The sequence below is a fragment of the Sporosarcina thermotolerans genome, assembly GCF_030067815.1.
In the GTDB taxonomy this organism is placed as follows: domain Bacteria; phylum Bacillota; class Bacilli; order Bacillales_A; family Planococcaceae; genus Sporosarcina; species Sporosarcina thermotolerans.
This window is the reverse complement of record NZ_CP125968.1, coordinates 803,383-825,946: the sequence shown is the minus strand read 5'-3', so window position 1 is coordinate 825,946 and position 22,564 is coordinate 803,383. Positions and strand designations below refer to the sequence as shown.

The window sequence follows — 22,564 nt, the reverse complement described above, 5'->3', positions numbered from 1 at the left end:
TCATTTATTTCAATAATTCATATAACCTTTCATCCATCATCATGGAAGGGTTCTTATCCACAGTATCCGCAAAAAGTTCTTTTAGTTGAGTAGCTGAGATCGTCAATTTCTCCACTGTCACCTCATCTGGATAAGTGGAAAGATACGCTTCAATAAATGAAGGATCCAAACTGCCATACGCTTTAAATTGATGCAATTTCTTACTTTCATTCATCGCCTGAACAAGTAAAACATACTCTCTCATCCTCTCAAGCATCTTCAGTGCGTAGATAAGATTATTTCTTTTCAACTCTTTATTTACATTCAATGCACAATAAGCGAATTCAAATGGAAGATCAATGTTCACCTCATATGTGACAGGCTTATTTTGAAATACTTCATTTTCAGCATGCATTTTCCTAGAAACTACTCCGCTTTTATCAACAACGACTTTCCACAAAGGCGATTTCACATTCAACAACTCACTCGGTAAAACGGAAATATTCAATTCGAGTGAATTTTCCATGAACACAATGAAAAGGAAGATATGTTGTGTAAATTGCTTTTCCTTAATATAAACAGGATTGAACTTTGTAAGAAGCTCATAAATTGCTTGTTTCGCGTCATCAACGTCTTCCGATCTATAAGTAGACGCCATCAAGTCAATGTCGGAGTGCGCATCGTTGTACCCCTTCACCCCAGACCCTAACTGGACAACCCCTTCAAACAAATTATTCGACTGAAAGTTCTCGATGATTCTTTTAAAATATTCATCTCTTTCCTCAACACTATACACAACCCCACCCCATCCTCACTTTGGTTCAACTTTTATTAAACTTGCTTTTTTCCTATTAAAAAAGCTTAATTTCGTTTCGGATAAAATGATTGCCGCAAGTATCAAAACCGCGCCAATGCCCATCTTAAACGTAACAATTTCACTTAATAAAATGACGGAGAAGACCATTCCCCATAAAGATTCAGTCGATAGGATAATCGCAGCTTTCGTTTCCGTAATAAATTTCTGAGAAACCGTTTGTAATAAAAACGCAATCGTTGTCGAAAAAACACCTAAATATAATAATGACGTCAATCCTTCAGACTGCATGCTGAACGATGTTTCACCTTTCAGTAACACAACGACGATTCCAATTATAGTAGCCGTTGCCATTTGAACAATCGTCAAAATGATTGGATCCTCTTGTTTCACGAACTGCGCCGTGTAAAAAATATGAAAAGCGAATCCGATTGCACAACATAAAGATAGGAAGTCGCCAAAATTCACCCCCGCCGACCATTGTAGCGATAGGACCGCCACTCCGAACATCGCAAGAAAAGCACCCATTAATTCGAATGCATCAAGCTTCTTTTTATAAATTGCAAGCCCAATAAAAGGCACTACAACAACATTCACCGCTGTTAAAAATGCGTTTTTTGACGGGGTTGTATATTGTAGTCCAACAGTTTGCAACACAAAAGCGATATACAAAAATATGCCTAATATTGCCCCCTTGAGAAGTGCACTTTTAGGGATAGACTTTAATTTCTTATGAAAAACGACGCAAAGTAGCACAGCGCCTATCAAAAACCTACCCGCTAAAATTTGATACGGAGTATATGTATCAAGTGCCACCGCACTTCCGACGAACCCACTTCCCCAAATAATCGCGGTTAGCATTAACCCGATTTCACCGATGTATTTCTTCATATGATCCCCGATACAGATTTTTCATTTTTTCCATTATATCGAAACTACGATATTTCGCTAATACCTCTTCAATTGCGTATTGTTTTATTCACAATGGAAACGCTAAGTATATACTCGGACAAGGAGGAATTTAGATTGAAAAAATTTTATTTCTTAAGCTTTTTTCTTGTACTGACAACTCTCCTCCAACCTCTTGTACCGAAAGCAAACGAGCCTTTTGCTGACCTTGAAGATGCATTGTTGGTCACACTTCAGCCCTTTATAGCTCAAGGAATTATTGATTATTACGGATACGATAAACCTTACAAGCTGCATGATGCTGAAGTAGTTGTGGTCAAGAGGGAAAAGGAAGGTGAATTTGCCTTCATCGTGGAGGTTCGCGTGAAAACATTCGAAACCTCGGAGAATCCGCCTTATGGCAACGAGACATTGAAGTTTGGCCTTAATTCAAAAGGGGCCCTGCTTTTAGAGTTTTCCATGTTGGCGACGAGGAAGAAAAGAGCGTAAAGCAATTTTATAAAGAGGTAATTATTGATATCAAAAAATCGTTCCGCTTAAATTTATTGCCATATACGAACAATATAATTACAACCAGCTACGCTACAAAGCGGAAAAGAACAATGAATACGATTCCCTTGCGCATATCGCGGAGGAAATTATCATTAATATCCTAAGCCCCGAAATACAACCCCCATACAAAAACGTCATTGATCCAGTGACGTTCGTTAAAGACAATGAAGGCTTTATCCTTTTCAAAAGAGCCGATGGGACAAATTTCTACTATAAAATGCTGAAAGAGAACGGAATTTGGAACGTCGTCGAACAGGAAAGTGAAAAAGGGAAGAAAATGAAGTATGAATTATTATGGTATATGTAAAAGAGGCGTGAGAACGCCTCTTTTCTTTTTTTCACATTTCACGCTCTTGAATTTCGGTGTCGTCACACCTGCCATCGGGGCTTGGATGATTGGGTATATAATTCCCAAAGTGTCTGTGAAATTCATCGTTCAACTCTCCCTAATTCATCACTTTCCGACCGGTACATACCCCGTCATCTCTACTATTTCTTGCCCTTCATCTGACAATATCCACTCAATGAAAGCTTCAACGTGTGGATTATCGCTACCCGCCGTTACTGCATAGAACTCACCAGTAATCGGATATTCACCGAACGGATTGTTTCCACTGTCGGTTCCACGCCGTTCACGCTCAGCAAGCGGATCTTATTATTTTCTACCATTTGTGTTGAGTAGTACCTGAACGTATAACCAATGGCATTTTTATGATTTTTATAGTCGGACACTTCACCGATGATGGTTCCCATAAGCGACATGACATCCTCTGTAGGCGGCTTCATGATTGGAGTGAGCCCCATGAAACTTTGCAATGCTGTTTGACTACCGCTATTTTCAGGTCGTTGAAATGCGCGGATTTCCTCGTCCTTCCCACCAACGTCTTTCCAATTTGTAATTTTCCCAGCATAAATCCCTTTGATTTCATCCTCCGTCAAACTTTTCACAGGATTTTTGGAATTAACGAAGAAGACAAATGCCTCTTTCCCAATCGGCGTCAGCTTCAATTCCTTACCTGCACTTTCCGCTTGGTTCAGCTGTGTTGAAGATGGCCCCAATGCGAAAATAATATCCACATCTCCATTTATCAAATTCGTATAGGCAGCACCCGTCCGATTGGACATTACTTCGCTATCATAAGGCTGGTACTCCTTTTCAGGATAAACGGATTGTGCGAATGCAGCGTAAATCGGATAAAGCGCAGTTGCCCCGTCAATTATTGGTAAATCGTCTTCGATTTTCAAGGATGCTGGTTTTTCCATCCAAACAGCCTTCGTTCTCTTTTCAAATGGCTGGTATTCAGTGAGATTGACTTGACCATCCGAAATCGTGGGCCGTGTTTTTTCATAGATACTTGGAATGTTGAAAACAAGTGAGATGGCGATAAGAGCAGCCACTCCAAGCCAGAAATACTTTTTATACGTGAACAGTTCAAAACGTACCATGACGAGTATTGCTCCAAATGATAGGTACGCCGCGATGACAAGAGGTACAAAATATCCCTGATTTGAAACATATAGAAAAAACGCGGCAAGCCCTGCAAGTGGAAAAACTAATGCCCATATGAATAAAACCGACAGTATCCCCCAAAACGTTTTCAAGGTGGTTCCCCCTTTTAGTAACTCTCTCATTCAAACAGTATACAATATTTTGGAAACTATTGGATGAGGTGAGAGAACTAAAAATTCAAGGTTTAGAGAGCATAGGCACACACTTTTGGATCCACAAGAACACATTACCTCTCTTTCCGATAAAACATCCGGGTTATGACTAAAAAGTAAATGAAGGAATAGCAAACGACCCAAGCGGCATCCAACCAAAAGTTTTTATCAATCAACAAAGCATCATCTGTGAAATGCATAAGAAATTGGGACACTGGTGGGAAAGGGAGTAGTATCCATTTGAAGATATACACTTTCTCAACTATGCCTTCGTAGGCAATCGAAACAGCGATGACAAGCATCGCCGACAACCAAGCAAATTTCTTGGATTCCATTTTTATATTAGAAAAGAACGAACCAACTATAATTCCGAAAACCGCAAAGAATAGATGACCGTAAATTGCTGCGCCTATATGCACAAGCCGAACTGTCCCTTTAAAGCTACTTATCAACATTGGATATGCTATCGCAATTAATCCTAAAATGGACGCAACTAAAAAACAAACAACCCATTTCCCCCATAAATAATCTCTCTTATTCGGCAGCTGCACAAACAGTAAATTCTTCTCACTTTCCCCCTCCAACGCAAAGACATTCATCGCTACCCATGTCATGACTAAGTATAGTGAAATACAAGTGACTGCATAGCTGCTCATTATTGGGACACCGCTATACGTGTAGAAGACAATAATCCAGCCAATGAATAAAGTGAGCGGTGGTATGAATGTCAGAGATCTAAGATAACTGCCGAATTGATATCGAATGAACCCCCAAACCATTACCTCAACTCCCTCACTTCTAAAATGGAACAGTTTTTTCTTAGTAGACTCTGTAATACTTGGTCACTTACATCTCCTTCAACTGTAAAGACTGCAACGTTTTCTTCGTAGTTCAATTGACTGACGGGAAGACCTTTTAACTCTTCTCTCGTACGGCATTCAACGCGTATTAACTTTTTTGGAATTGAATTCATTGTTTGGAGAGTGATTTCTCCGGTTTCAATCTGTAGAATTTCCTTCGCCATATTCGTAACGAGCGTTTCCTCATGGGACGTGAAAACGATTGGAATTTGTTTATCTCTCAGCAATTGTATGAGGACCTGTTGGGATTCAGCATCTAACCCAGTAAGTGGTTCGTCCAATAATAAAAGATTGGGCTTCATTAACAGCGCTTGAATGATGCCGACCTTTTGCTTTGTTCCTTTAGAACACGCCTTAAGTGAAGTATGAAGAAACGGTTCCAAACTGAATAGTTGGATGTACTCCAATAATTCTTTTTCAACGTAAGCCTTCGAGCCGCCCCGAAAGGATGCGGTCAACAGTAAGTACTCTTTAAGTCTGAATTGCAGGCTATCAGGAAAATGCTCAGGCACATACCCGATTTTCCGAGTATTTCTTATAACTTTACCGCCCGTGGGTTCAGTAATTCCAGCCAATATTTTCAGCAATGTGCTTTTACCTGATCCATTTTTCCCGCGAATTAATAACCTTGTATTTGCGGAACATCCTAACGAAATATTATGCAAGATTTGTCGCCCATTTATTTCCTTGCTAACTTGTACAGCCCCCAAGATGAGTGCCATATGCCCCCCCTTATTCAATCGTATCTGAACAAACCTTAAGAAAAGTATACAGTATATTCGGACACAACCGGAAGAATTTTTTGACTCGCGGGCAAACTTCAAATATATCGGCGTTGGAGTGTCGATTGCGCTTCTCACCACTATAAAGGATTTAGCTTTAGCATCTTTCAAACGGTGAGATTTAGTATGAGGCTACTATTCAATTAGTCATAGAATTAAATGTGAGTATTTCATTAATTAAAAGAATAATGACTGTTGAAATATTATAACTATATGTTTATAGTGGAATGAGGCAACAAAATATGGAAATTTAATAGGTATTTTTCAAAGGAGAACCTAAGATGAATTGGAACTATTTAAAGCATGAATTTTTGATAACCGTGAGGAGCAGAAGAAATATTCCTTTCTTATTATTCGTAGGCGTTCTATTGCTGAGTTATTGTTTGGTCCTGCTGCCAAATGCGAATACGAAGGAAGCTTTTGATAAGAAAGGAACGGAGAAGTACTTAGTCAATTTGGAGATTCAACAGAAATTGAGGGAACAAATCGGCAATACAGGCGTTGTTCTCCACTCTGGCATTCCTGTCTATGCGTGGAATGATTATAACTATGGACTCTTTAAAGGGATGCTATCGGCATATACGGAGGGAAATTATACACGTCTGTTGAAATTGCGAACCTTTTACTTGGAAGGGAATAAAGACGAGTATGTGAATGACAAAGCGTTATTTAAAGTATTCCCTTTCCCAGGGAAGGACAGGGAACATTTATATCATCAAACAATGATCCAGTATGAAGATTATATTACGAAAGGTGTACCAATCACTTTCGGAATAATGTATGAAAAGACTGGTCTACAGGCTTTGCAAAATTTCCTTCAGGGATTCGGGGTATATTTCCTACTATTTTGCACGATCTATTTTAGCAGTGACATCCTATCAAGGGATCGCAAACATCGTACGCTACTGCAAGGAATACCATTATCATGGTATCGACAGCTAAATTTAAAATCTCTTTCAGCCTTCCTTTATTCTATGCTTTTTATTGCTGGTGTTGTTGTCATCGGTGTCCTCATCATGTCATGGCAATATGGGTTTGGATACTTTGATTTGAGAGTCCCGACGATGATTGCACAGCAGACTTTTAAAATTCAAGATTACAGTTTCATTACGATCGCTTCCTATTTGGGCAAAACGTTGGCTGTCTTGCCTTTGTTACTATTGATATTCGTCCGTTTGAATGTAATCTTCAGTCTTCTGTTGAAAAACGAATGGTTTGTCCTTATGTTCAGCACCGTTGTTCTTTTTTCAGAACGCCTTTATTTTTCACGTACAACAAGAGAATTATTTGGACTGGATATCAGCCTATTTCCCCAGACCTATTTTGACTTTGGGAAAATAGTAGATGCAGAAAAAAACTATTTAGTGAACACCGAAACAATCACGTACGCAAAAGGGATTATTGCCCTGCTTAGTCTGCTTATTATTATTGAAGTTATTTTGTTCTTAGTTTCACGCCTTGTCAATAAAAGACGATATTACAAATTCGGATAATCAGACGGGTAGTGAGGGATTAAATTTATCGTGAGGAAGGATGCAATCATGTTTTGGAAATATACAGTATTCGAATCGAAGCTATTGTTAGGTAATTGGAAAAATTGGTTGTTAGGCATCGCGCTTATCCTATTTTTCCCGCTCTATTTTCTTTACTATTCACAAATCGATATTATCGATATAAGAGAGCAAAAAAATAACGAAGTCGATGATTTTATGGCGGTATTGGACGCCCTTCCTAGTTCCCTCCGGAAAACGGATGAAGGTAAAGAAATTTACAACAATTTAACGCAACAGTCATCATTGCATAATGCGCAAAGATTTGCTCTATGGAAGAACAAGGATTTCGACGAGTATTTCGACAACGGCATCAAACTGAATGAATTACGGCTTGAGATGCATGAAAGGGACAATAAAGGAATCCATCCGGATTACGTCATACCCATCTCGGAAATTCAGAAGGAAATGGCGTTATTGCAATACTACAAAGATCATGACCTGCCTATCATCCAAGATCCTTACGCGGCCAGCAATTATATGCCGGTAGCGTTGCAACTATTAAGCGGAGTTTTGTTTTTTTGTTCGTTTTATTAATGGCAAGCAGCATCCTATTACATGACCAACAGCATCCTACTGTCATGAACGGCTTCCCGATTTCATTCATGCAGAAAGTGAGCAGCAAGGTGACAATTCACTTCTTCCAAGTCGTCGTTTTTATTATTGCAAGTGTTCTGATTGGCGGGTACTACGTGTCAAAGAAAACGGGTTGGGGGAATTTCAAAACTCCGGTACTTATTTATCAGGATGCTGACTTCGTTGCTGTGTCGATGCTTCGGTATATTTTTTACATGTTTGTAGCATTTGCTCTTATTTCGTTATTTCTTTTACTCGCATTCATCCTAATCAATGAAATAACGAAAAACTTGTACGGCACAATATTACTCTTACTCGTTGTCCTGCTTGCACCAGAATTTCTAAGCATTGCCGGAGTAGAGACGAATTGGTTATATCCACTGAAATACATTGACATCGGAGCCGTCTTGAATGGGGATGCGGCGATGGAATTTGGTATTGAGAAATTAGATTTCAGGCATTCATACGGTTGGCTCATCGGGCTGAATGTAATTATTACCGCAATCCTTTATGCAAGAAATAAGCTGTTGCACCTTCGACGGGTGGCAATTGGGGACGGTGGAATGCTATGATAAGCACTATTCGAAAAATGTTTAATCGCACATCAGCACAATGGAAAATGCACGTGGGGAAAAAACAATTATGCCTATTTAGTACATTCATTCTCCTACTATTAGGAGGATGTCAGCCTTTGGAAGGAGATTCTTCGGATCCAACAGTCAGTTATGAAGCAAATTACGAGATTATAGGTGCCGAAAGAGATGAAATGATAGGTGAAGTCAATCCCGCGATTTTCACGACAGTTGATCGTAGCAACAAAGAATCGAAGAAAGAAAGCGGTACAGTTTTCGGTAAGAACGGCGTTAAGTTCCAATTGAAAACCGGCAGGTATAGGATCTCCGGCTATCCAGTCGGAAATGTCTTTATCTATGACAGCAATAATAAGTTGGTTTTGCGTGAAATTGTTGGAGACGTTGCTGGAGTTAACTCTCTTACAGTAGATATAGATGAATCGTATTCCATTGTGATGGATGGGGGCTACGGCTCTGTTGACGCCAAACCCGTGGGTACAGAGCTATCTACGGTACTGACTGCAGGCATATGGGATGTCGGATTGGATATTGAACCGGGCGAGTATTCAATCAGTATCCCTTACGGATATGGCTATGTCCAAATTCACGAACAAGGGAAAGATCCGCTCCTATACGAACTGATCGGTGGAGAGATAATAAAATCTGAGAACAAAGTAAGCTTGAAAAAAGGACAGAAAGTTCGTGTAACAAAAACCTCAATAGTTACCTTTGAACCAAATATGACGGGGAAATAGCGAGAGGAATAAAGCATTTACATAGAGGAGTGATTGTCGTACGGTTTAATAGACTTCAAAACCTTCCTTAAAAAGAGAATCTGTTAAACGGGTGATTTAGTTCAATCAGAACAGCAAAATAACTCGCAAAAAAACGCTCAATCTGAGCGTTTTTAATTGCACTTTTTCCCCTTCAACCGAACCCGTTAATAGAGACAGTTCCTCTCTATACAATCTATTAAGTTCAATCCAAAATATCGCTTACCCTTCCGACCTGCCCATCTTCCAGCCGTACTTTAATGCCATGCGGATGGAAGCTCGAGTTGGTCAATAAATCCTTGACGACTCCTTCCGTCTTCACACCTGTGCGCTGGTCCTTTTTCAGAATGACATTGACTTTCATTCCCGGTTTCACATCACTTCGATTGCGTCCGTCCATAGTTATGCTCCCTCCTCCTAAAATTCGTCATCAACTCTCGCCCATTCATGACAATTTTCTACAGTTTATCATACTGCATCGCTGGCAAGGCAAGTCACATGCTTTAGGCAGATACGTTATCACCGGCTTTTGAGGGTTTATCACCGACTCTCGGAAGTTTACCACCGACTATATGGGGTTTATCACCGACTTTGCCCACTTTACCACCGACTCGCCTTTTCAGACGCCAAAAGTTGTTATTCAATCTTATACATTCAAAATTGTATTTTGATTATCTTCTTTTTAGTCCTCGCATGTCCTCATCCCTTAGACAACCAACTTTCCCTTGTCAATTTCATATTAATGGAGTCGATCCATTCCCCTTCGTACTCCAAATTATTTTCATCGACACTTACAGGCACAAAACCAACCTTTTCATAAACATGCTTCGCCCTTGGATTAAAGTCAAAAACACTTAAGGTCAGTTCGTGAAGTGTTGTATTTCTAAATATGAAATCAATGATAAGTTGCGTAGCCTCCGTCCCAAGTCCTCGATTTCTTCCCCTCGGTCCGATCAGGATTCTGAAATTCATGCTATGGTTGTCTTCATCGTATAAATTGATCACAGCCTCTCCAACTAAGACGTCTTGGGCCGGGTCAACAATCGCAAGATCCAAGCGATCCGTTTGTTCATTCCTAGTTTCATACCAATTGCGAGTAAATTCCCGGTCAAAATCTGATTTACTTCCTGTAAGTTTAAGTACTTCTGGATCTTGTAAACATTCTTCAATATAAGGGAAATCCTCAGTACTAAATGGCCTAAGAAATACTTTTTCTCCTTTAAGAAGTGGTTTATGGCGTAATTCGATCATTTTATTCACACTCCAATATGTCTTTACATTCAATACCGTTCTGCCAGATTCCACTCATTTCCCCGAGTATACAGTTGATGTTATGGCTTCATTTTTTACCTCTAAAATGTATTCCTTAAATACATAATCGCGTCCACCATTCTTCGCGTACCAGTCTTTCACACGCTCGACATGAGCATGATCATTTCTTATCTTGGTTTCAATCTCTACATAATCCTCATAACTGTCATATTCCCAAATAGCAAAAACCTCGACAGTATTGTCCTCATTTTCCTTCATCCAACGACCGATTAACCGGGAACCGTATTTAAGTTGGTTAGGCAAGTTGGTTTTATTGAAATGTTCATTAAATATCTCGACAAACTCTTTCTTCACAGTATAAAACTTTCTTCTATAAAACATATCCCCCTTATTCCTTGTTATTATGTTACAGGTCTACATTGGTACATCTTTATGCAGCCATCGCGCCTCACTGCTGACGACTTAGATCTCAAATTATATCTTTTGAAAACCCCGTGCTTTTACCTACGTAGCCATTACTTGTATAAAAAATATGTGCCGTTTGACGCTCGTCTCGATTACCACTATTTAAAGTCATAGCAACTGCACCTTGTTGAATCGCCCATTCTTCACAAGCTTTTAAAAGCATTGTTCCAATTCCTTGCTTACGTTGTTTGGAACTTACAACAAACGCAATAATACGTACATATATACCAGTAAATTCAAAAGCAAGTGCCTTACATAACCCTGCAAAACCTATAACTTGATTGTTCTTAACAACCACTAATGCTTCATAATCCACATTTTTTCGTAGTAACTCCATTCGTTTCGTTAATTCTTCAAGTGTTGTCGGATAACCTAATTCGCTCATCAACTCAACTAAATCTTTGTAATCTGTTTGTTGTACTTCTCTAATTTCAATTGTCATTTATTTTATCTTCCCTACTACTTGAAAATATTGAACTATCAGGCCCGATTACGGCATTAGCTGATTATAGCAATGTCCTTCTTTTTCTATAACTACCCCACAACCAACTGTAAATAGAGTTTCGTTACCAATCGGCTTTCTCATATCTGAAATATTGTTCATACATTTCTCTCCCGTTCCCCTTTGTCTATGACCTTCTAACATACTGAAAAGAAGATAACAGACGATTACCATCATGTTATCTTCCTTCAAAGTATTTTATTAGCTTCGATACATCACATCTCCCGCTACAACTGTCATAACAACAGCTGTATCCAGGATCTTCTCTTCATCCACCTCAAACAAATCCTTATCAAGAACTGTAAAGTCCGCATCAAAACCGACAGATAGTTTCCCTCGGGAATCCGCCTTTCCAATTGTTGCGGCACCGCCCGTTGTGAATAAACCGACCGCTTCAAATCGGCCTAACTTCTCCTTCGGTAAATACCCTTCATGCGTCTGGCCAGGTTTCCTCCTTGTCACTGCCGCATAAATACCTAACAACGGATTGACTTCCTCAATCGGTGCATCTGACCCTGCTCCGCAAATGAAACCTTCATTAAGAAGACGTTTCCACGCGTACGCCCAGTCCAATCGTTCTTCGCCCAAACGGTCCATCACCCATGGAAAATCGGATGATACAAAAACAGGCTGAATATCGAGGACGACTGGAAGTTTCTTCATTCGCTCCACCAAGTCATCACGCAACACATTCACATGGATGAGTCGATCGCGTTTCCCTTCAGGCACTGGATGACGTTCGATTGCATCCAATCCTTTCTCAACTGCTCCATCCCCGATCATATGCATCGCAACAGCTTGCCCATATTTACGGGCAGTCGCCACATTCGTATCAATCTCTTCATCTGTCAAAACAACATTGCCTGAAGTGGAAGGATTGTCCGAATACGGCTCACTCAACAAAGCTGTGCTTCCACCAAGCGCACCGTCAATGAAGAACTTCATTTCTCCCGGCTCAATCCACGGTTCATCATAAGTTGCTTCATCTTCCATTAAATGAGTAAATACTGTTGACCTGCGCAATAAATGTGCACGGTATTTCTTCTTTTCACCGATTACATTTCTGAATGCCTGCAACGGGTTTCTATAATCACCATAATAACCAAGGTCATCTGTAACAGAACCAGTTAGTCCGAGTGACAGCAGATCATCAACAGATTTCTCAAGTGCCTTCGTCAGCATTTCCTCCGTCGGCTCAGGTATTAACTGCAACAGACGATTCATCGGCCCTTCTTTAAGCAAACCGTTCGGCTCGCCATTCTCATCCCGTCCAATGACCCCATCATCCGGATCCGGCGTATCTTTCGTAATGCCTGCAAGCTCCAACGCCTTCGAGTTGACTACCGCAGCATGCCTGCAAGTCCGTTTTAGGAACATCGGCGAATTCGTCACCTTATCCAGTTCGAATCTCGTGAAGATCTTTTTATCGGAGAAATTATTTTCATTCCACCCTTCGCCAATGAACCACTCATCTTCTTTCAAATCAGGATGGGATTTCATGAGCATATCCATCATGTCATCAGCAGACTTCGCCTTGGATAGATCCAAACTAAGCAATTTCTGCCCATGTCCAATCATATGCATATGGTTGTCAATGAACCCGGATAAAGGACAGCCCCATTTAGGTCAATCGCTTCATCCGCTTCATTTTTCAACTCATCATAATTACCAACCGCAATGATTTTACCGTTTTCCGTAAGTATCGCTTCTATTGTTTCTCCTTCAGTTTCCATCGTATATAGCTTTCCATTATGCCAAATCGTTTTCATAAAGACTCCCCCTTTCCTTTATTCTAAACTTTCAAACGGCGGCGGGCAATCTTATTTGGGAATGAATGCTATAATGGAGCTAACATATTGAGGAGGGATTTTTTTATGAGATTGACTGTATATCTTGCTGGCGAAATCCATACTTCGTGGCGTGAAGAGGTAAAGCATAAGGCGGCGGCTTTGAAGTTGCCAATCGATTTCGTCGGTCCGATGGAAGACCACGACCGTTCTGACAATATCGGAGAAGAAATATTGGGCAAGCAGCCAGACGCCATCTTCAAAGACGCCGCCGCTTCAAACTTCAATAATTTGCGTACTGAAATTTTAATGAAGAAAGCTGATCTCGTCATCGCCCTTTTCGGGGAACAATATAAACAGTGGAACACGGCAATGGACGCAAGCGCAGCAGTGGCCTACGGTAAGCCACTCATCCTCATCCGTTCCGTGCAGCATCATCACCCATTAAAGGAACTATCCCGCAAAGCACACGCCACAGTTGAAAACGTCGACCAAGCGGTGAAGGCTTTAAAGTATCTTTTCGAATGAAATGAAAGCTATCCGGACGTGGATAGCTTTTTTAAATTGCTGTAAGAAGCTTATCACCGACTCCCGGCGTGTTATCACCGACTCTCAACGCTTTACCACCGACTCTCGGCGCTTTATCACCGACTCACACTAATCCAGTCTAATAATCAAGCAAATCCCGCCGAATTCAGTGTTCACAATCACAAATGCAGACAAAATCACATTAATCCTTCAAATAACTCATAAATTACTATAATCACGCATAAACGGCCCTAATAACTCATAAACCCACAAAATAGCTCATAATCCGCCATAATCACGCATAAACGGACTTATGCGCAAGTTCAATACTTTATGTGTCTTTACATAAGCATTTATCCAAAACCCCTAATTTACAAATCCTTTACATTCCCTTCATATCCCCTCAACATTCTTTCCCTATACTTTAACTAAAGTCTCAATCCAATAGGAGGATATCAAATGACTTTATTGCATGAACGAAGAAAAGAAAAAACATTATCAGTCGTCAGGAACGAAAACTGGGTAAAGCCGATCTATGAAACGAACGGTTTAAATCTATGGTACGGCACCTCACATGCCTTGAAAAATATTGAGTTGGACATAAATGAACGCGAAGTGACTGCGATAATCGGCCCATCTGGTTGTGGGAAATCAACATTTCTTAAAACGTTGAATCGAATGGTCGAAACAGCAACGGACGTCACCATCTCAGGCAACGTCACTTTCAAAGGGAATAATATTTTAGGTAACGCGATGCCTGTTGAAATTCTACGTTCCAAAGTCGGCATGGTGTTCCAGAAGCCGAATCCATTCCCGAAATCGATTTATGAAAACATCGCATTCGGGCCGCGAGTACACGGCATTCGCAACAAAGCTACACTCGATATGATTGTGGAAGAAAGCTTGAAGAAATCCGCCTATGGGATGAAGTCAAAGATCGTCTCCATAAAAGTGCGTACGGCCTTTCAGGCGGACAGCAACAACGGTTATGTATCGCCCGATGCCTCGCAATCGATCCGGAAGTGATCTTGATGGACGAACCGACTTCCGCACTTGACCCAGTTTCTACTCATAAGATCGAAGAATTGATTCACGACATTAAAAACGATGTGACAATCGCAATCGTTACACATAATATGCAGCAAGCTGCTGTATCTCCGATCGCACTGCTTTTTTCCTTAACGGTGAAGTGATTGAGGAAGACCGGACAACAACAATCTTCAACACCCCATCAGATAAGTTGACGGACGACTATATTAATGGTCGATTTGGATGAATGATGAACCCGCTTATTATAAGCGGGTTTTTTATTTATTCGTAAACATCCAATTTACAATACCTTTACATTTTAGCAATACCCTCTTAACAATCATCCTTTAAGATAATAGTTGTGAGGGAGATTGATTCCTTCATTTACATTAGAACATAACTCAGGGGAGGATTTATCAATGAAGTTCAATAAGTTTCTTTTATTCATGATCATGGCTGCGTTTGCGGTAGTTCTTGCGGCATGTGGTGAAGATGGCGATTCCGCAAAATCGGAAAAAAATAATGCATCTGCGAAAGACGTAAAACTGGAAGGTAGCGTCGCAATCGACGGTTCCGGAACAGTGTACCCGCTTATGGCTCGTCTTGCTGAAGAATATATGATTAACGAACAAGAGAACGTATCCGTAGAAGTAAGCCGTGCTGGAACAAGCGCAGGTTTCAAGAAATTCCTCGTTGAAAACGGAACGGACTTTAACGATGCATCCCGTAATATTAAAGATGAAGAAGCAGCTGACGCAGAAAAGCTTGGTATTGAAGTAAAAGAATTGAAAGTCGCTTTGGACGGACTTACATTCGTTATCAATAAAGACAACGATTGGGCAGCTGAAATGACACCTGAAGAATTGATTAGCATTTTCCTTGCAGATAGCACAGTCGAAAATTGGTCAGACATCAATCCTGATTGGCCAAATGAAAAGATCAAAGCTATGGGACCGAATGAAAACCACGGAACATATGAATTTTTCTATGAAAAAATTCTAGATAAGCAAGATATGGATAGCTCAGTTAACTTGCAACAAGAATATTCAACTCTTGTAAACCTTGTTTCTGAAGACAAGAACGGTATTGCATTCTTCGGATTCGGTTACTACGTCAACAACACAGACAAGTTGAATGCAGTTGCTGTTGACTTTGGTAACGGTGCAGTTGAACCAGCACTGGATACAATTTCTGAAGATGGCGCTTATGCGGACTTCACTCGCCCAGTCTTCACATACTTGAATGTGAACCACGCGAAAGAAAAACCACAAGTTAAAGACTTTGCAATCTACGTCATGAACAATATTAATAAATTTGCTGGGGAAACTGGCTTTGCCCCAATTCCTGAAACTGAAGTTAAAGAAAACATCAGCTTCTTGGAAGGCCTATAATAACAAAAGCGCAAGCGCATGTTCAGGGGCGACAGGCATAAGACAGTTTGGCGAAGAGGCGGTTTTTGCCTCATAGCCAAAATGGCTTATGACCCGAGCCCTTAGGCGCTGGAGTCTATACGGAATAAGTCAACTGGATGAGAGCTGTCAGAAGCTCTCATCCTCTTGTACCTTACTGGAAGGAGTTTCACTTATGATAAACCAAGGAATGACAAAGAAGGATAAAGTGAATATCCGTGAAATGATCGACCAAAACCAACGCGGCAATTCAATTAGAAGGAAAGTTGAAAAAGCAATACCTATTTTTCTCTCACTCATCGCCTCAATTTCTGTCCTGACGACTATCGGCATCATATGGACACTGTTATCCGAAACGGTGGAGTTTTTCAAACGGGTGCCATTCCTCGACTTCTTTACGGGCACCGTATTGAAGCCACTTAGCCAAAACCCAGAATTCGGGGTGCTTCCTCTCTTAATGGGAACTGTCACTTCTTCTTTGATTGCGCTTTTAGTTGCTGCACCAATCGGCTTGATGGCCGCTATTTACTTGAGTGAATACGCATCTCCGAAAGTACGTAAAGTTGTTAAGCCGATTCTTGAGCTACTTGCCGGCGTCCCAACAATTGTCTACGGTTTCTTTGCTTTTACATTTGTGACACCTTTATTACGTGAGTTTATCCCAAGTCTACAAGCGACGAATATCCTTAGCCCTGGTTTAGTCATGGGTGTCATGATCATTCCGATGATTGCCTCCTTATCAGAAGACGCGATGAGCTCCGTTCCAACTGCCATGCGTGAAGGTGCATCTGGATTAGGCGCTACAAAGCTTGAAGTGACACGCAAAGTCGTCATACCCGCTGCTTTATCCGGTATCATCGCTTCTTTCGTTCTTGGCATTTCACGCGCCATCGGGGAAACGATGATTGTGACAATCGCAAGTGGTAGTACGAAAAATTTCACGTTCGACATTACACAATCAATGCAGACGATGACCGCTTATATCGTTGAAGTGACGGGCGGGGATGCCGCTACCGGTACGACTGTCTATTATAGCCTGTATGCAGTGGCTATGACCCTATTCGTTTTCACACTCATTATGAACCTTCTTGCAAGAGCAGTTTCTAAGAGATTCAGGGAGGAATACTAAATGAAACACTTAAGCGAAAAACAACATATCCGACGGACTAAGTTCCGTTTGTTCTTGAATAAATTCTCGAAGTCCATTTTCATGCTGGCCGCCTTCTTCGGACTGTTCTTTCTTGTCGTTTTACTGTCCAAAGTCGTAGCTGATGGCATTGGTTTCATTAACTTCGATTTCCTAACTGGTAAATTATCGACCCAACCGGAGCGCGCGGGCATTATGGGAGCGATTCTCGGAACGTTCTGGCTTATGCTTGTTGTCGCCCCTGTTACGATGTTTTTAGGTGTTGGTACGGCGATATACTTGGAAATGTACGCAAAGAAAGGCCGCGTACTTGATTTCATTCAAACAAATATCTCCAATTTAGCGGGCGTTCCTTCTATCGTTTATGGAATCCTTGGAATGACTGTATTTGTACGGGCAATGAACCTTGGAAACGTTGTCCTTGCTGGTGGCTTGGCGATGTCCTTATTGATATTGCCAATCGTGATTGTTGCGAGCCAGGAAGCAATCCGATCCATCCCCTTCTTTTTAAGTGAAGCTGCTTACGGACTTGGTGCGACGAAATGGCAGACGATCCAGCGGGTCATACTGCCGGCATCCCTTCCAGGAATTTTGACGGGTGCGATTCTTGCCCTTTCCCGTGCAATCGGTGAAACGGCGCCGCTCGTCGTCATCGGCATTCCTGCATTGCTTATCCCGTTCCCAGGCGGCATTATGGACCGTTTTACAGTGTTACCGGTTCAAATCTATTACTGGACGTTAGACGCTTCATTAGTTGCAGAGTACGCGAATTTGGCAGCCGCTACAATTATCGTTCTGCTTGTGGCACTATTCATCTTGAATTCAACAGCGATCATCATTCGAAACAAATTCCAGCGTGTATTTTAAATAAGCATTTAATCGCATCCGAATTAGGATGCGATTTTTTTCATATTATTTATTCCAAAAAAAAATAGGAACTCTCTTTCGAGAAGTCCCTAAAATTTCCGTCACTCTTCTATTCCCATTTCTTCACGCACGACTTGTGCAATTTCGTTTACATACCGTTCACATGCATCATGATCCGGTGCTTCAACCATTACTCGGACGAGAGGCTCTGTTCCAGATGGACGGACAAGTACCCTACCATTCCCAGCCATCTTCTCTTCAACTTCCTTGATAATTGCTGCAACGCGGGCATTTTCAGTGACTTTGTTTTTATCCGTTACACGAACATTCACGAGTTCCTGAGGATAAATTGTCATTCCGCTAGCAAGTTCCGACAGCTTCTTGCCTGTCCTCTTCATGATGTTGACAAGTTGCAAGGCAGTCAACAGGCCATCGCCAGTTGTATTGTAATCGAGAAGGATGATATGTCCTGATTGTTCCCCTCCAAGATTGTAACTGCCTTTTTTCATTTCTTCTACAACGTATCGGTCACCTACAGCAGCTTTGACACTCATCATACCGTTCTGTTCCAACGCCTTGTAGAAACCAAGGTTACTCATAATTGTAGAGACAATTGTATCTGACTTTAGCCGTCCTTTTGAGTGAAGATGACGCCCTATGATGAACATGATCTGATCTCCATCGACAATTCGTCCCAATTCATCGACTGCGATGAGACGGTCACCATCACCATCAAAAGCAAGTCCAATGTCCGCCCCTTTTTTCGACCACGAGTTGACTAAGAACTTCTGGATGTGTCGAGCCTACACCGTCATTAATGTTCAATCCGTTTGGAGATGCGCCCATCGTCGTCAAATCTGCATCCAAGTCTGCAAACAAATGTGTTGCCAATGAAGAAGTTGCGCCGTGTGCACAATCCAAAGCTACATGAAGGTCAGTGAATTCCTCGTCAACTGTCTGCTTCAAGTATTGGATATATTTATGTCCACCTTCAAAGTAATCCGTTACCGTTCCCACTTCCCCACCAATCGGACGTGGTAAATGATCTCCATCTGCATTCAACAGCGTTTCAATCTCTTCTTCCTGCTCGTCCGTTAGCTTAAATCCATCTGCACCGAAGAACTTAATGCCGTTATCCTCAACTGGATTATGGGATGCTGAAATCATGACACCCGCCTCAGCATTCATTGCTCGGGTTAAATATGCAACACCTGGTGTACTGATTACACCAAGTCTCATTACTTCAATTCCCACTGATAAAAGCCCGGCAATCAATGCGTTCTCCAACATATGACCTGATATGCGGGTATCCCGGCCAACAAGCACTTGGGATGGCTCCTGAGCATCCTTCGTTAACACATAGCCACCGATTCTTCCTAGTTTAAAAGCCAGCTCAGGCGTTAGTTCTTTATTTGCAATCCCACGGACGCCATCCGTCCCGAAATACTTTGTCATTATTCATACTCCCTTTCAATGATGTATAACAGCTTCTTCATCGTCAAGCAAGCTTTACTTCCATCGTTACTTCATCTTCCGAAAGCTTCCATGCTATATTTTCCGGTGCTTCCACAATCAACGGATAGATATACTCACCCTCACTATCCGTTTTGGAAGCATCAACACTTACTTTGAAATTAGCGATACTTAGTGCGTTAATCACATCTGGTTTTGCTGTTACTGTTAAGTCGACCATTCCGTTTTCCGGTTCACGAAAAACACTTTTGAATCGACTATCTAACCCTCTTACATCTACCGGAATATCTTTAAATTCCTTTGTTACATTTTCCACATCAGCTGGATCCATCGAAACTTCAGGGGGATCCTCAACGCTTTTTACTGTAGCTGTGATGTTCACTCTTATTTTATCTAAAGAAATTTGCGAAACGCCTTTTGGCTTTTGCACATTCAATTCCAACGATCCGGATTCTTTTATTTTGGAGATATCCACATCCACAACAATTTCTTTAATGGAATCCAATACCTTTTTAGGCCCATGAAGCCTAATCGTTTTCGCATCGGTATAGATGGAATCGATTGTTACATCTTCACCCGCAATACCCCTTTGTCGTAAAACAATTGGTACCTCGGTATTGTACTCTTCGATTTCCACTTTTACCGTTACTTCTTCAGGGACGATTTTTACATCTAATTTATTTAGATCCCGGTCAAGGACACGAACCCGGGCTTTTTGATTAAAGGATTTGTTAATACCTTTATCTCCCGTTGCGGAAACTTTAACAAAACTGATTGCCTCAATAACGCTTTTAGCCCCTGTAACTTCAATTCTGGCCGGTTCAACTTCCATTTTGACGACATTAAAATCTTCCGCAAGCAAACGTTCATTCAACTCTGGATCAACTCTGAACGTTTGAGTAATTTTTTCTTCGTAAAGTACTTCCACTGTTCCAGGTTCCAATTTTACATCTAACTTATCGGAAAGGTTCTCCGTTTGAATTTTTAATGTGTGTCGGCCCAATAGCTCGGGTCTTAAATCGACTTTCAATGTAAAGTCTCTTAGAAGTTTTGCAGATTGGACAAGGCTTGAAGGACCCTTAATTGTAACATCCACTGTTTTAGGAGCTCCCGTTACCACATAATTTTCTTCGTCATAGTACACCTCAAGGGGAACACCTTTGATTATATCAACGGCTTCGCCAATACTCGACCCATTCGTTTTTTCATCTTCCGCTTTGACGGAAAAGAACAGGATAATGGCGAGGGCCAATGCAGTGAACCGGAGAAACCATGGGCGGTCCATAAACTTATCCATTTTTCCGTTTCCCCCATTTCCAGAAAGAAGTTTGCGATGTTTCGTTCTCTTCTCCAAACCAAATTTGTCGCAACTGCTTTTCGAATTCCTCCATCGAGAGATTCCGATTAATATCACCATTTGCAGTCAAGCTGATGCCACCCGTCTCCTCCGAAACGACAATCGTGATGGCATCGGTTACTTCACTAATTCCAAGAGCCGCCCTATGACGAGTCCCTAATTCTTTAGAGATAAAAGGATTTTCAGAAAGCGGTAAATAACAACCGGCCGCAGCAATCCGATTTTTTTGCAAAATGACAGCTCCATCATGCAATGGGGTGTTCGGGATAAAGATATTGATTAGCAATTCTGAGCTGACATTTGAATTCATTTGGATTCCGGTTTCAATATACTCACTTAACCCTGTTTCTCGCTCAATTGAGATGAGCGCCCCTATTCGCCGCTTCGCCATATAGCTCACTGACTTGCTGAAAGCTTCGATCAAGCGGTCGCGCTCTTCCTCTTCCTGCATCGCTGAACGCGCAAAAAGACGGCCGCGCCCTAACTGCTCCAACGCACGCCTCACTTCCGGCTGGAAGATGATAATCACCGCAAGGAAACCGAAAATCAGCACCTGATCCAGCATCCATTTAAATGTGTTCAACTCAAGGTACTCGGTCAGGATACGCGCGAAGATGATGACAAAAATCCCTTTTAGCAGCTGTACTGCTTTTGTACCTTTTATAATTGCGATCAATTTATAGAAGACGTACCAAACGAGAAGCACATCCACTATATTTTTAAGTATTTCAATTGGACTCATATTAGTTATAATATCCCAAACAGGCATGCGCTTCCCCACCTTCATCCCAAATTCTTATACATTAGTATATCATACAGCCCTAGTCCAATGCTTCCGTAAAAGGGCGTGAATTGGATTTATAAGGCAGTTGTTTTTAGTGCATCATTATGATTGATTTTACTGCTGAATTTTGACGAATATTGGATGGGTTTGGTTGCAGGGGATTAAGTTTGAGTGCGGGGAATTCTTCATGAGCGTGGATTGGTCTTCCTTGAGCGCGGAACGCTATTACTGAAACAAAAAAACGATCGCCTTCCCGCTTGTCGGGAAGGCGATCGTTTTTTCTATTCTCCTACCGGCTCGCTTTTTGAAGCAGGGAAAATATCTTTCACTGTCGTTTTAATTTTATACCAAAGCCAATCGAACATTTTGTCGATTTCTTCGCTATTTCCTGTTACTACGGCTGTGGATGCCATATATTTTGAACCACGGATGACGGTTACGTTGCCGACGACTTCCCCTTCAATTCTGAGATTTCCATTTTCCACAACAAGATCGCCTTTTACAACCTCACCTGCAGGTACAATAACCGTATCGCCTTCGATGACAAGATTCGGCTGCTTGGTGAATGAGAACTGCTGATTGTCGCCGAAATTAGAAAAAAATGTTGCGCTCATTAGTATGAAGAAGAGTGCAGCGGCAGCCAGTAATGGATGCCTGCGTAATTGTCGTTGTATACCTGCTTGCGATTTTTCTTTCGGGAGACGTGCCATCACGCCTGAGACAAATCCGTCCGGTGCTTTTACGGGCGAAGCACCTTGAAGGAATAAAGACGACATTTTCAATTCATCCATCATTTCCTTGCAATGCGGGCATGCAGATAAATGATGTTTCAATTGTTGTTCGTCTTGGCGGCTAATGTCTCCGTCTAAATACGCGTGCATTAAATGGATAACTGGTTCCTGACACGTATTCATA

At 41.4% G+C, this 22,564-nt stretch carries 25 protein-coding genes and 2 pseudogenes; 11 read left to right on the top strand and 16 right to left on the bottom strand.

The window, feature by feature from the left end; genetic code table 11:
• Positions 1-4: 4 nt before the first annotated feature.
• Together QNH10_RS04680 and QNH10_RS04675 are read right to left on the bottom strand one after the other, a co-directional pair.
• Positions 5-775 (bottom strand): aminoglycoside 6-adenylyltransferase, encoded by a 771-nt coding sequence (locus QNH10_RS04680; protein WP_283733699.1) that lies wholly within the window; start codon positions 773-775, stop codon positions 5-7.
• A 15-nt stretch (positions 776-790) separates the two neighbouring features.
• Complete coding sequence (locus tag QNH10_RS04675) at positions 791-1,684, bottom strand: DMT family transporter (RefSeq protein WP_283733698.1); 894 nt, start codon at positions 1,682-1,684, stop codon at positions 791-793.
• A gap of 135 nt (positions 1,685-1,819) precedes the next feature.
• On the opposite strand from QNH10_RS04675, the gene QNH10_RS04670 reads away from it, so the two are divergent.
• Entirely contained in the window at positions 1,820-2,191 is a 372-nt protein-coding gene (locus QNH10_RS04670; RefSeq protein ID WP_283733697.1) for a DUF3888 domain-containing protein, read from the top strand.
• 208 nt (positions 2,192-2,399) lie between these two features.
• Positions 2,400-2,561, top strand: coding sequence for a hypothetical protein (locus QNH10_RS04665; protein WP_283733696.1), 162 nt, complete (start codon positions 2,400-2,402; stop codon positions 2,559-2,561).
• A gap of 254 nt (positions 2,562-2,815) precedes the next feature.
• Here the strand turns inward: QNH10_RS04665 and QNH10_RS04660 are convergent, their stop codons facing one another.
• The 3 genes from QNH10_RS04660 to QNH10_RS04650 form a co-directional block, all read right to left on the bottom strand.
• The gene (locus QNH10_RS04660; RefSeq protein WP_283733694.1) at positions 2,816-3,856 is read right to left on the bottom strand and encodes a substrate-binding domain-containing protein; all 1,041 of its coding nucleotides are present in this window, start codon (positions 3,854-3,856) and stop codon (positions 2,816-2,818) included.
• A gap of 134 nt (positions 3,857-3,990) precedes the next feature.
• Complete coding sequence (locus QNH10_RS04655) at positions 3,991-4,695, bottom strand: hypothetical protein (protein WP_283733693.1); 705 nt, start codon at positions 4,693-4,695, stop codon at positions 3,991-3,993.
• Positions 4,695-5,498 carry an ATP-binding cassette domain-containing protein gene (locus QNH10_RS04650; protein ID WP_283733692.1) on the bottom strand — a complete coding sequence of 268 codons (804 nt, stop codon included), beginning with the start codon at positions 5,496-5,498 and terminating at the stop codon, positions 4,695-4,697. Before QNH10_RS04650 ends, QNH10_RS04655 begins: the two co-directional genes overlap by 1 nt.
• A gap of 341 nt (positions 5,499-5,839) precedes the next feature.
• On the opposite strand from QNH10_RS04650, the gene QNH10_RS04645 reads away from it, so the two are divergent.
• The 4 genes from QNH10_RS04645 to QNH10_RS04630 all read left to right on the top strand — a co-directional run bounded on the left by QNH10_RS04645 (position 5,840) and on the right by QNH10_RS04630 (position 9,011).
• A complete protein-coding gene (locus tag QNH10_RS04645; RefSeq protein ID WP_283733691.1) occupies positions 5,840-7,051 on the top strand; it encodes a hypothetical protein in 1,212 nt (403 codons plus the stop codon).
• Between the two features lie 48 nt (positions 7,052-7,099).
• Positions 7,100-7,645: a hypothetical protein gene (locus tag QNH10_RS04640; protein WP_283733690.1), complete on the top strand. Its 546-nt coding sequence runs from the start codon at positions 7,100-7,102 to the stop codon at positions 7,643-7,645.
• On the top strand, positions 7,630-8,256 hold the full coding sequence (locus tag QNH10_RS04635) for a hypothetical protein (protein ID WP_283733689.1): 627 nt from the start codon (positions 7,630-7,632) through the stop codon (positions 8,254-8,256). The genes QNH10_RS04640 and QNH10_RS04635 overlap by 16 nt, the downstream gene beginning before the upstream one ends.
• A gap of 119 nt (positions 8,257-8,375) precedes the next feature.
• On the top strand, positions 8,376-9,011 hold the full coding sequence (locus tag QNH10_RS04630) for a hypothetical protein (protein ID WP_283733688.1): 636 nt from the start codon (positions 8,376-8,378) through the stop codon (positions 9,009-9,011).
• A 223-nt stretch (positions 9,012-9,234) separates the two neighbouring features.
• Here QNH10_RS04630 and QNH10_RS04625 read toward each other — a convergent pair whose 3' ends face one another.
• From QNH10_RS04625 to QNH10_RS20445, 7 genes are all read right to left on the bottom strand, one after another.
• Positions 9,235-9,429 (bottom strand): YwbE family protein, encoded by a 195-nt coding sequence (locus QNH10_RS04625; protein WP_283733687.1) that lies wholly within the window; start codon positions 9,427-9,429, stop codon positions 9,235-9,237.
• Between the two features lie 299 nt (positions 9,430-9,728).
• Positions 9,729-10,334, bottom strand: coding sequence for a GNAT family N-acetyltransferase (locus QNH10_RS04620; RefSeq protein ID WP_283733686.1), 606 nt, complete (start codon positions 10,332-10,334; stop codon positions 9,729-9,731).
• Entirely contained in the window at positions 10,335-10,682 is a 348-nt protein-coding gene (locus QNH10_RS04615) for an NIPSNAP family protein (protein WP_283733685.1), read from the bottom strand.
• Positions 10,683-10,770: 88 nt separating this feature from the next.
• Positions 10,771-11,208: a GNAT family N-acetyltransferase gene (locus QNH10_RS04610; protein WP_283733684.1), complete on the bottom strand. Its 438-nt coding sequence runs from the start codon at positions 11,206-11,208 to the stop codon at positions 10,771-10,773.
• A 48-nt stretch (positions 11,209-11,256) separates the two neighbouring features.
• Positions 11,257-11,445 carry a hypothetical protein gene (locus QNH10_RS04605; RefSeq protein ID WP_283733683.1) on the bottom strand — a complete coding sequence of 63 codons (189 nt, stop codon included), beginning with the start codon at positions 11,443-11,445 and terminating at the stop codon, positions 11,257-11,259.
• Between the two features lie 24 nt (positions 11,446-11,469).
• Positions 11,470-12,852: an amidohydrolase gene (locus tag QNH10_RS04600; RefSeq protein ID WP_347177988.1), complete on the bottom strand. Its 1,383-nt coding sequence runs from the start codon at positions 12,850-12,852 to the stop codon at positions 11,470-11,472.
• Complete coding sequence (locus tag QNH10_RS20445; RefSeq protein ID WP_347177987.1) at positions 12,843-13,037, bottom strand: hypothetical protein; 195 nt, start codon at positions 13,035-13,037, stop codon at positions 12,843-12,845. Before QNH10_RS20445 ends, QNH10_RS04600 begins: the two co-directional genes overlap by 10 nt.
• Before the next feature lie 105 nt (positions 13,038-13,142).
• On the opposite strand from QNH10_RS20445, the gene QNH10_RS04595 reads away from it, so the two are divergent.
• The 5 genes and pseudogenes from QNH10_RS04595 (at position 13,143) to pstA (ending at position 18,035) form a co-directional block, all read left to right on the top strand.
• Positions 13,143-13,583 carry a YtoQ family protein gene (locus QNH10_RS04595; RefSeq protein WP_283733682.1) on the top strand — a complete coding sequence of 147 codons (441 nt, stop codon included), beginning with the start codon at positions 13,143-13,145 and terminating at the stop codon, positions 13,581-13,583.
• Positions 13,584-14,042: 459 nt separating this feature from the next.
• Positions 14,043-14,859 (top strand): annotated as a pseudogene (gene pstB, locus QNH10_RS04590) (phosphate ABC transporter ATP-binding protein PstB).
• Positions 14,860-15,031: 172 nt separating this feature from the next.
• Positions 15,032-16,003, top strand: a complete 972-nt coding sequence (locus QNH10_RS04585; RefSeq protein WP_283733681.1) for a PstS family phosphate ABC transporter substrate-binding protein — start codon at positions 15,032-15,034, stop codon at positions 16,001-16,003.
• Between the two features lie 193 nt (positions 16,004-16,196).
• Complete coding sequence (pstC, locus tag QNH10_RS04580; protein WP_283733680.1) at positions 16,197-17,150, top strand: phosphate ABC transporter permease subunit PstC; 954 nt, start codon at positions 16,197-16,199, stop codon at positions 17,148-17,150.
• Positions 17,151-18,035 (top strand): phosphate ABC transporter permease PstA, encoded by an 885-nt coding sequence (gene pstA, locus QNH10_RS04575; protein WP_283733679.1) that lies wholly within the window; start codon positions 17,151-17,153, stop codon positions 18,033-18,035.
• A 101-nt stretch (positions 18,036-18,136) separates the two neighbouring features.
• Here pstA and glmM read toward each other — a convergent pair.
• The 4 genes and pseudogenes from glmM to QNH10_RS04555 form a co-directional block, all read right to left on the bottom strand.
• Positions 18,137-19,490: pseudogene (gene glmM, locus QNH10_RS04570) on the bottom strand (phosphoglucosamine mutase).
• Between the two features lie 43 nt (positions 19,491-19,533).
• The gene (locus QNH10_RS04565) at positions 19,534-20,805 is read right to left on the bottom strand and encodes a CdaR family protein (protein WP_283733678.1); all 1,272 of its coding nucleotides are present in this window, start codon (positions 20,803-20,805) and stop codon (positions 19,534-19,536) included.
• On the bottom strand, positions 20,798-21,634 hold the full coding sequence (gene cdaA, locus QNH10_RS04560; protein WP_283733677.1) for a diadenylate cyclase CdaA: 837 nt from the start codon (positions 21,632-21,634) through the stop codon (positions 20,798-20,800). Before cdaA ends, QNH10_RS04565 begins: the two co-directional genes overlap by 8 nt.
• A gap of 296 nt (positions 21,635-21,930) precedes the next feature.
• Entirely contained in the window at positions 21,931-22,563 is a 633-nt protein-coding gene (locus QNH10_RS04555) for a zf-HC2 domain-containing protein (protein ID WP_283733676.1), read from the bottom strand.
• Position 22,564: the final 1 nt, after the last annotated feature.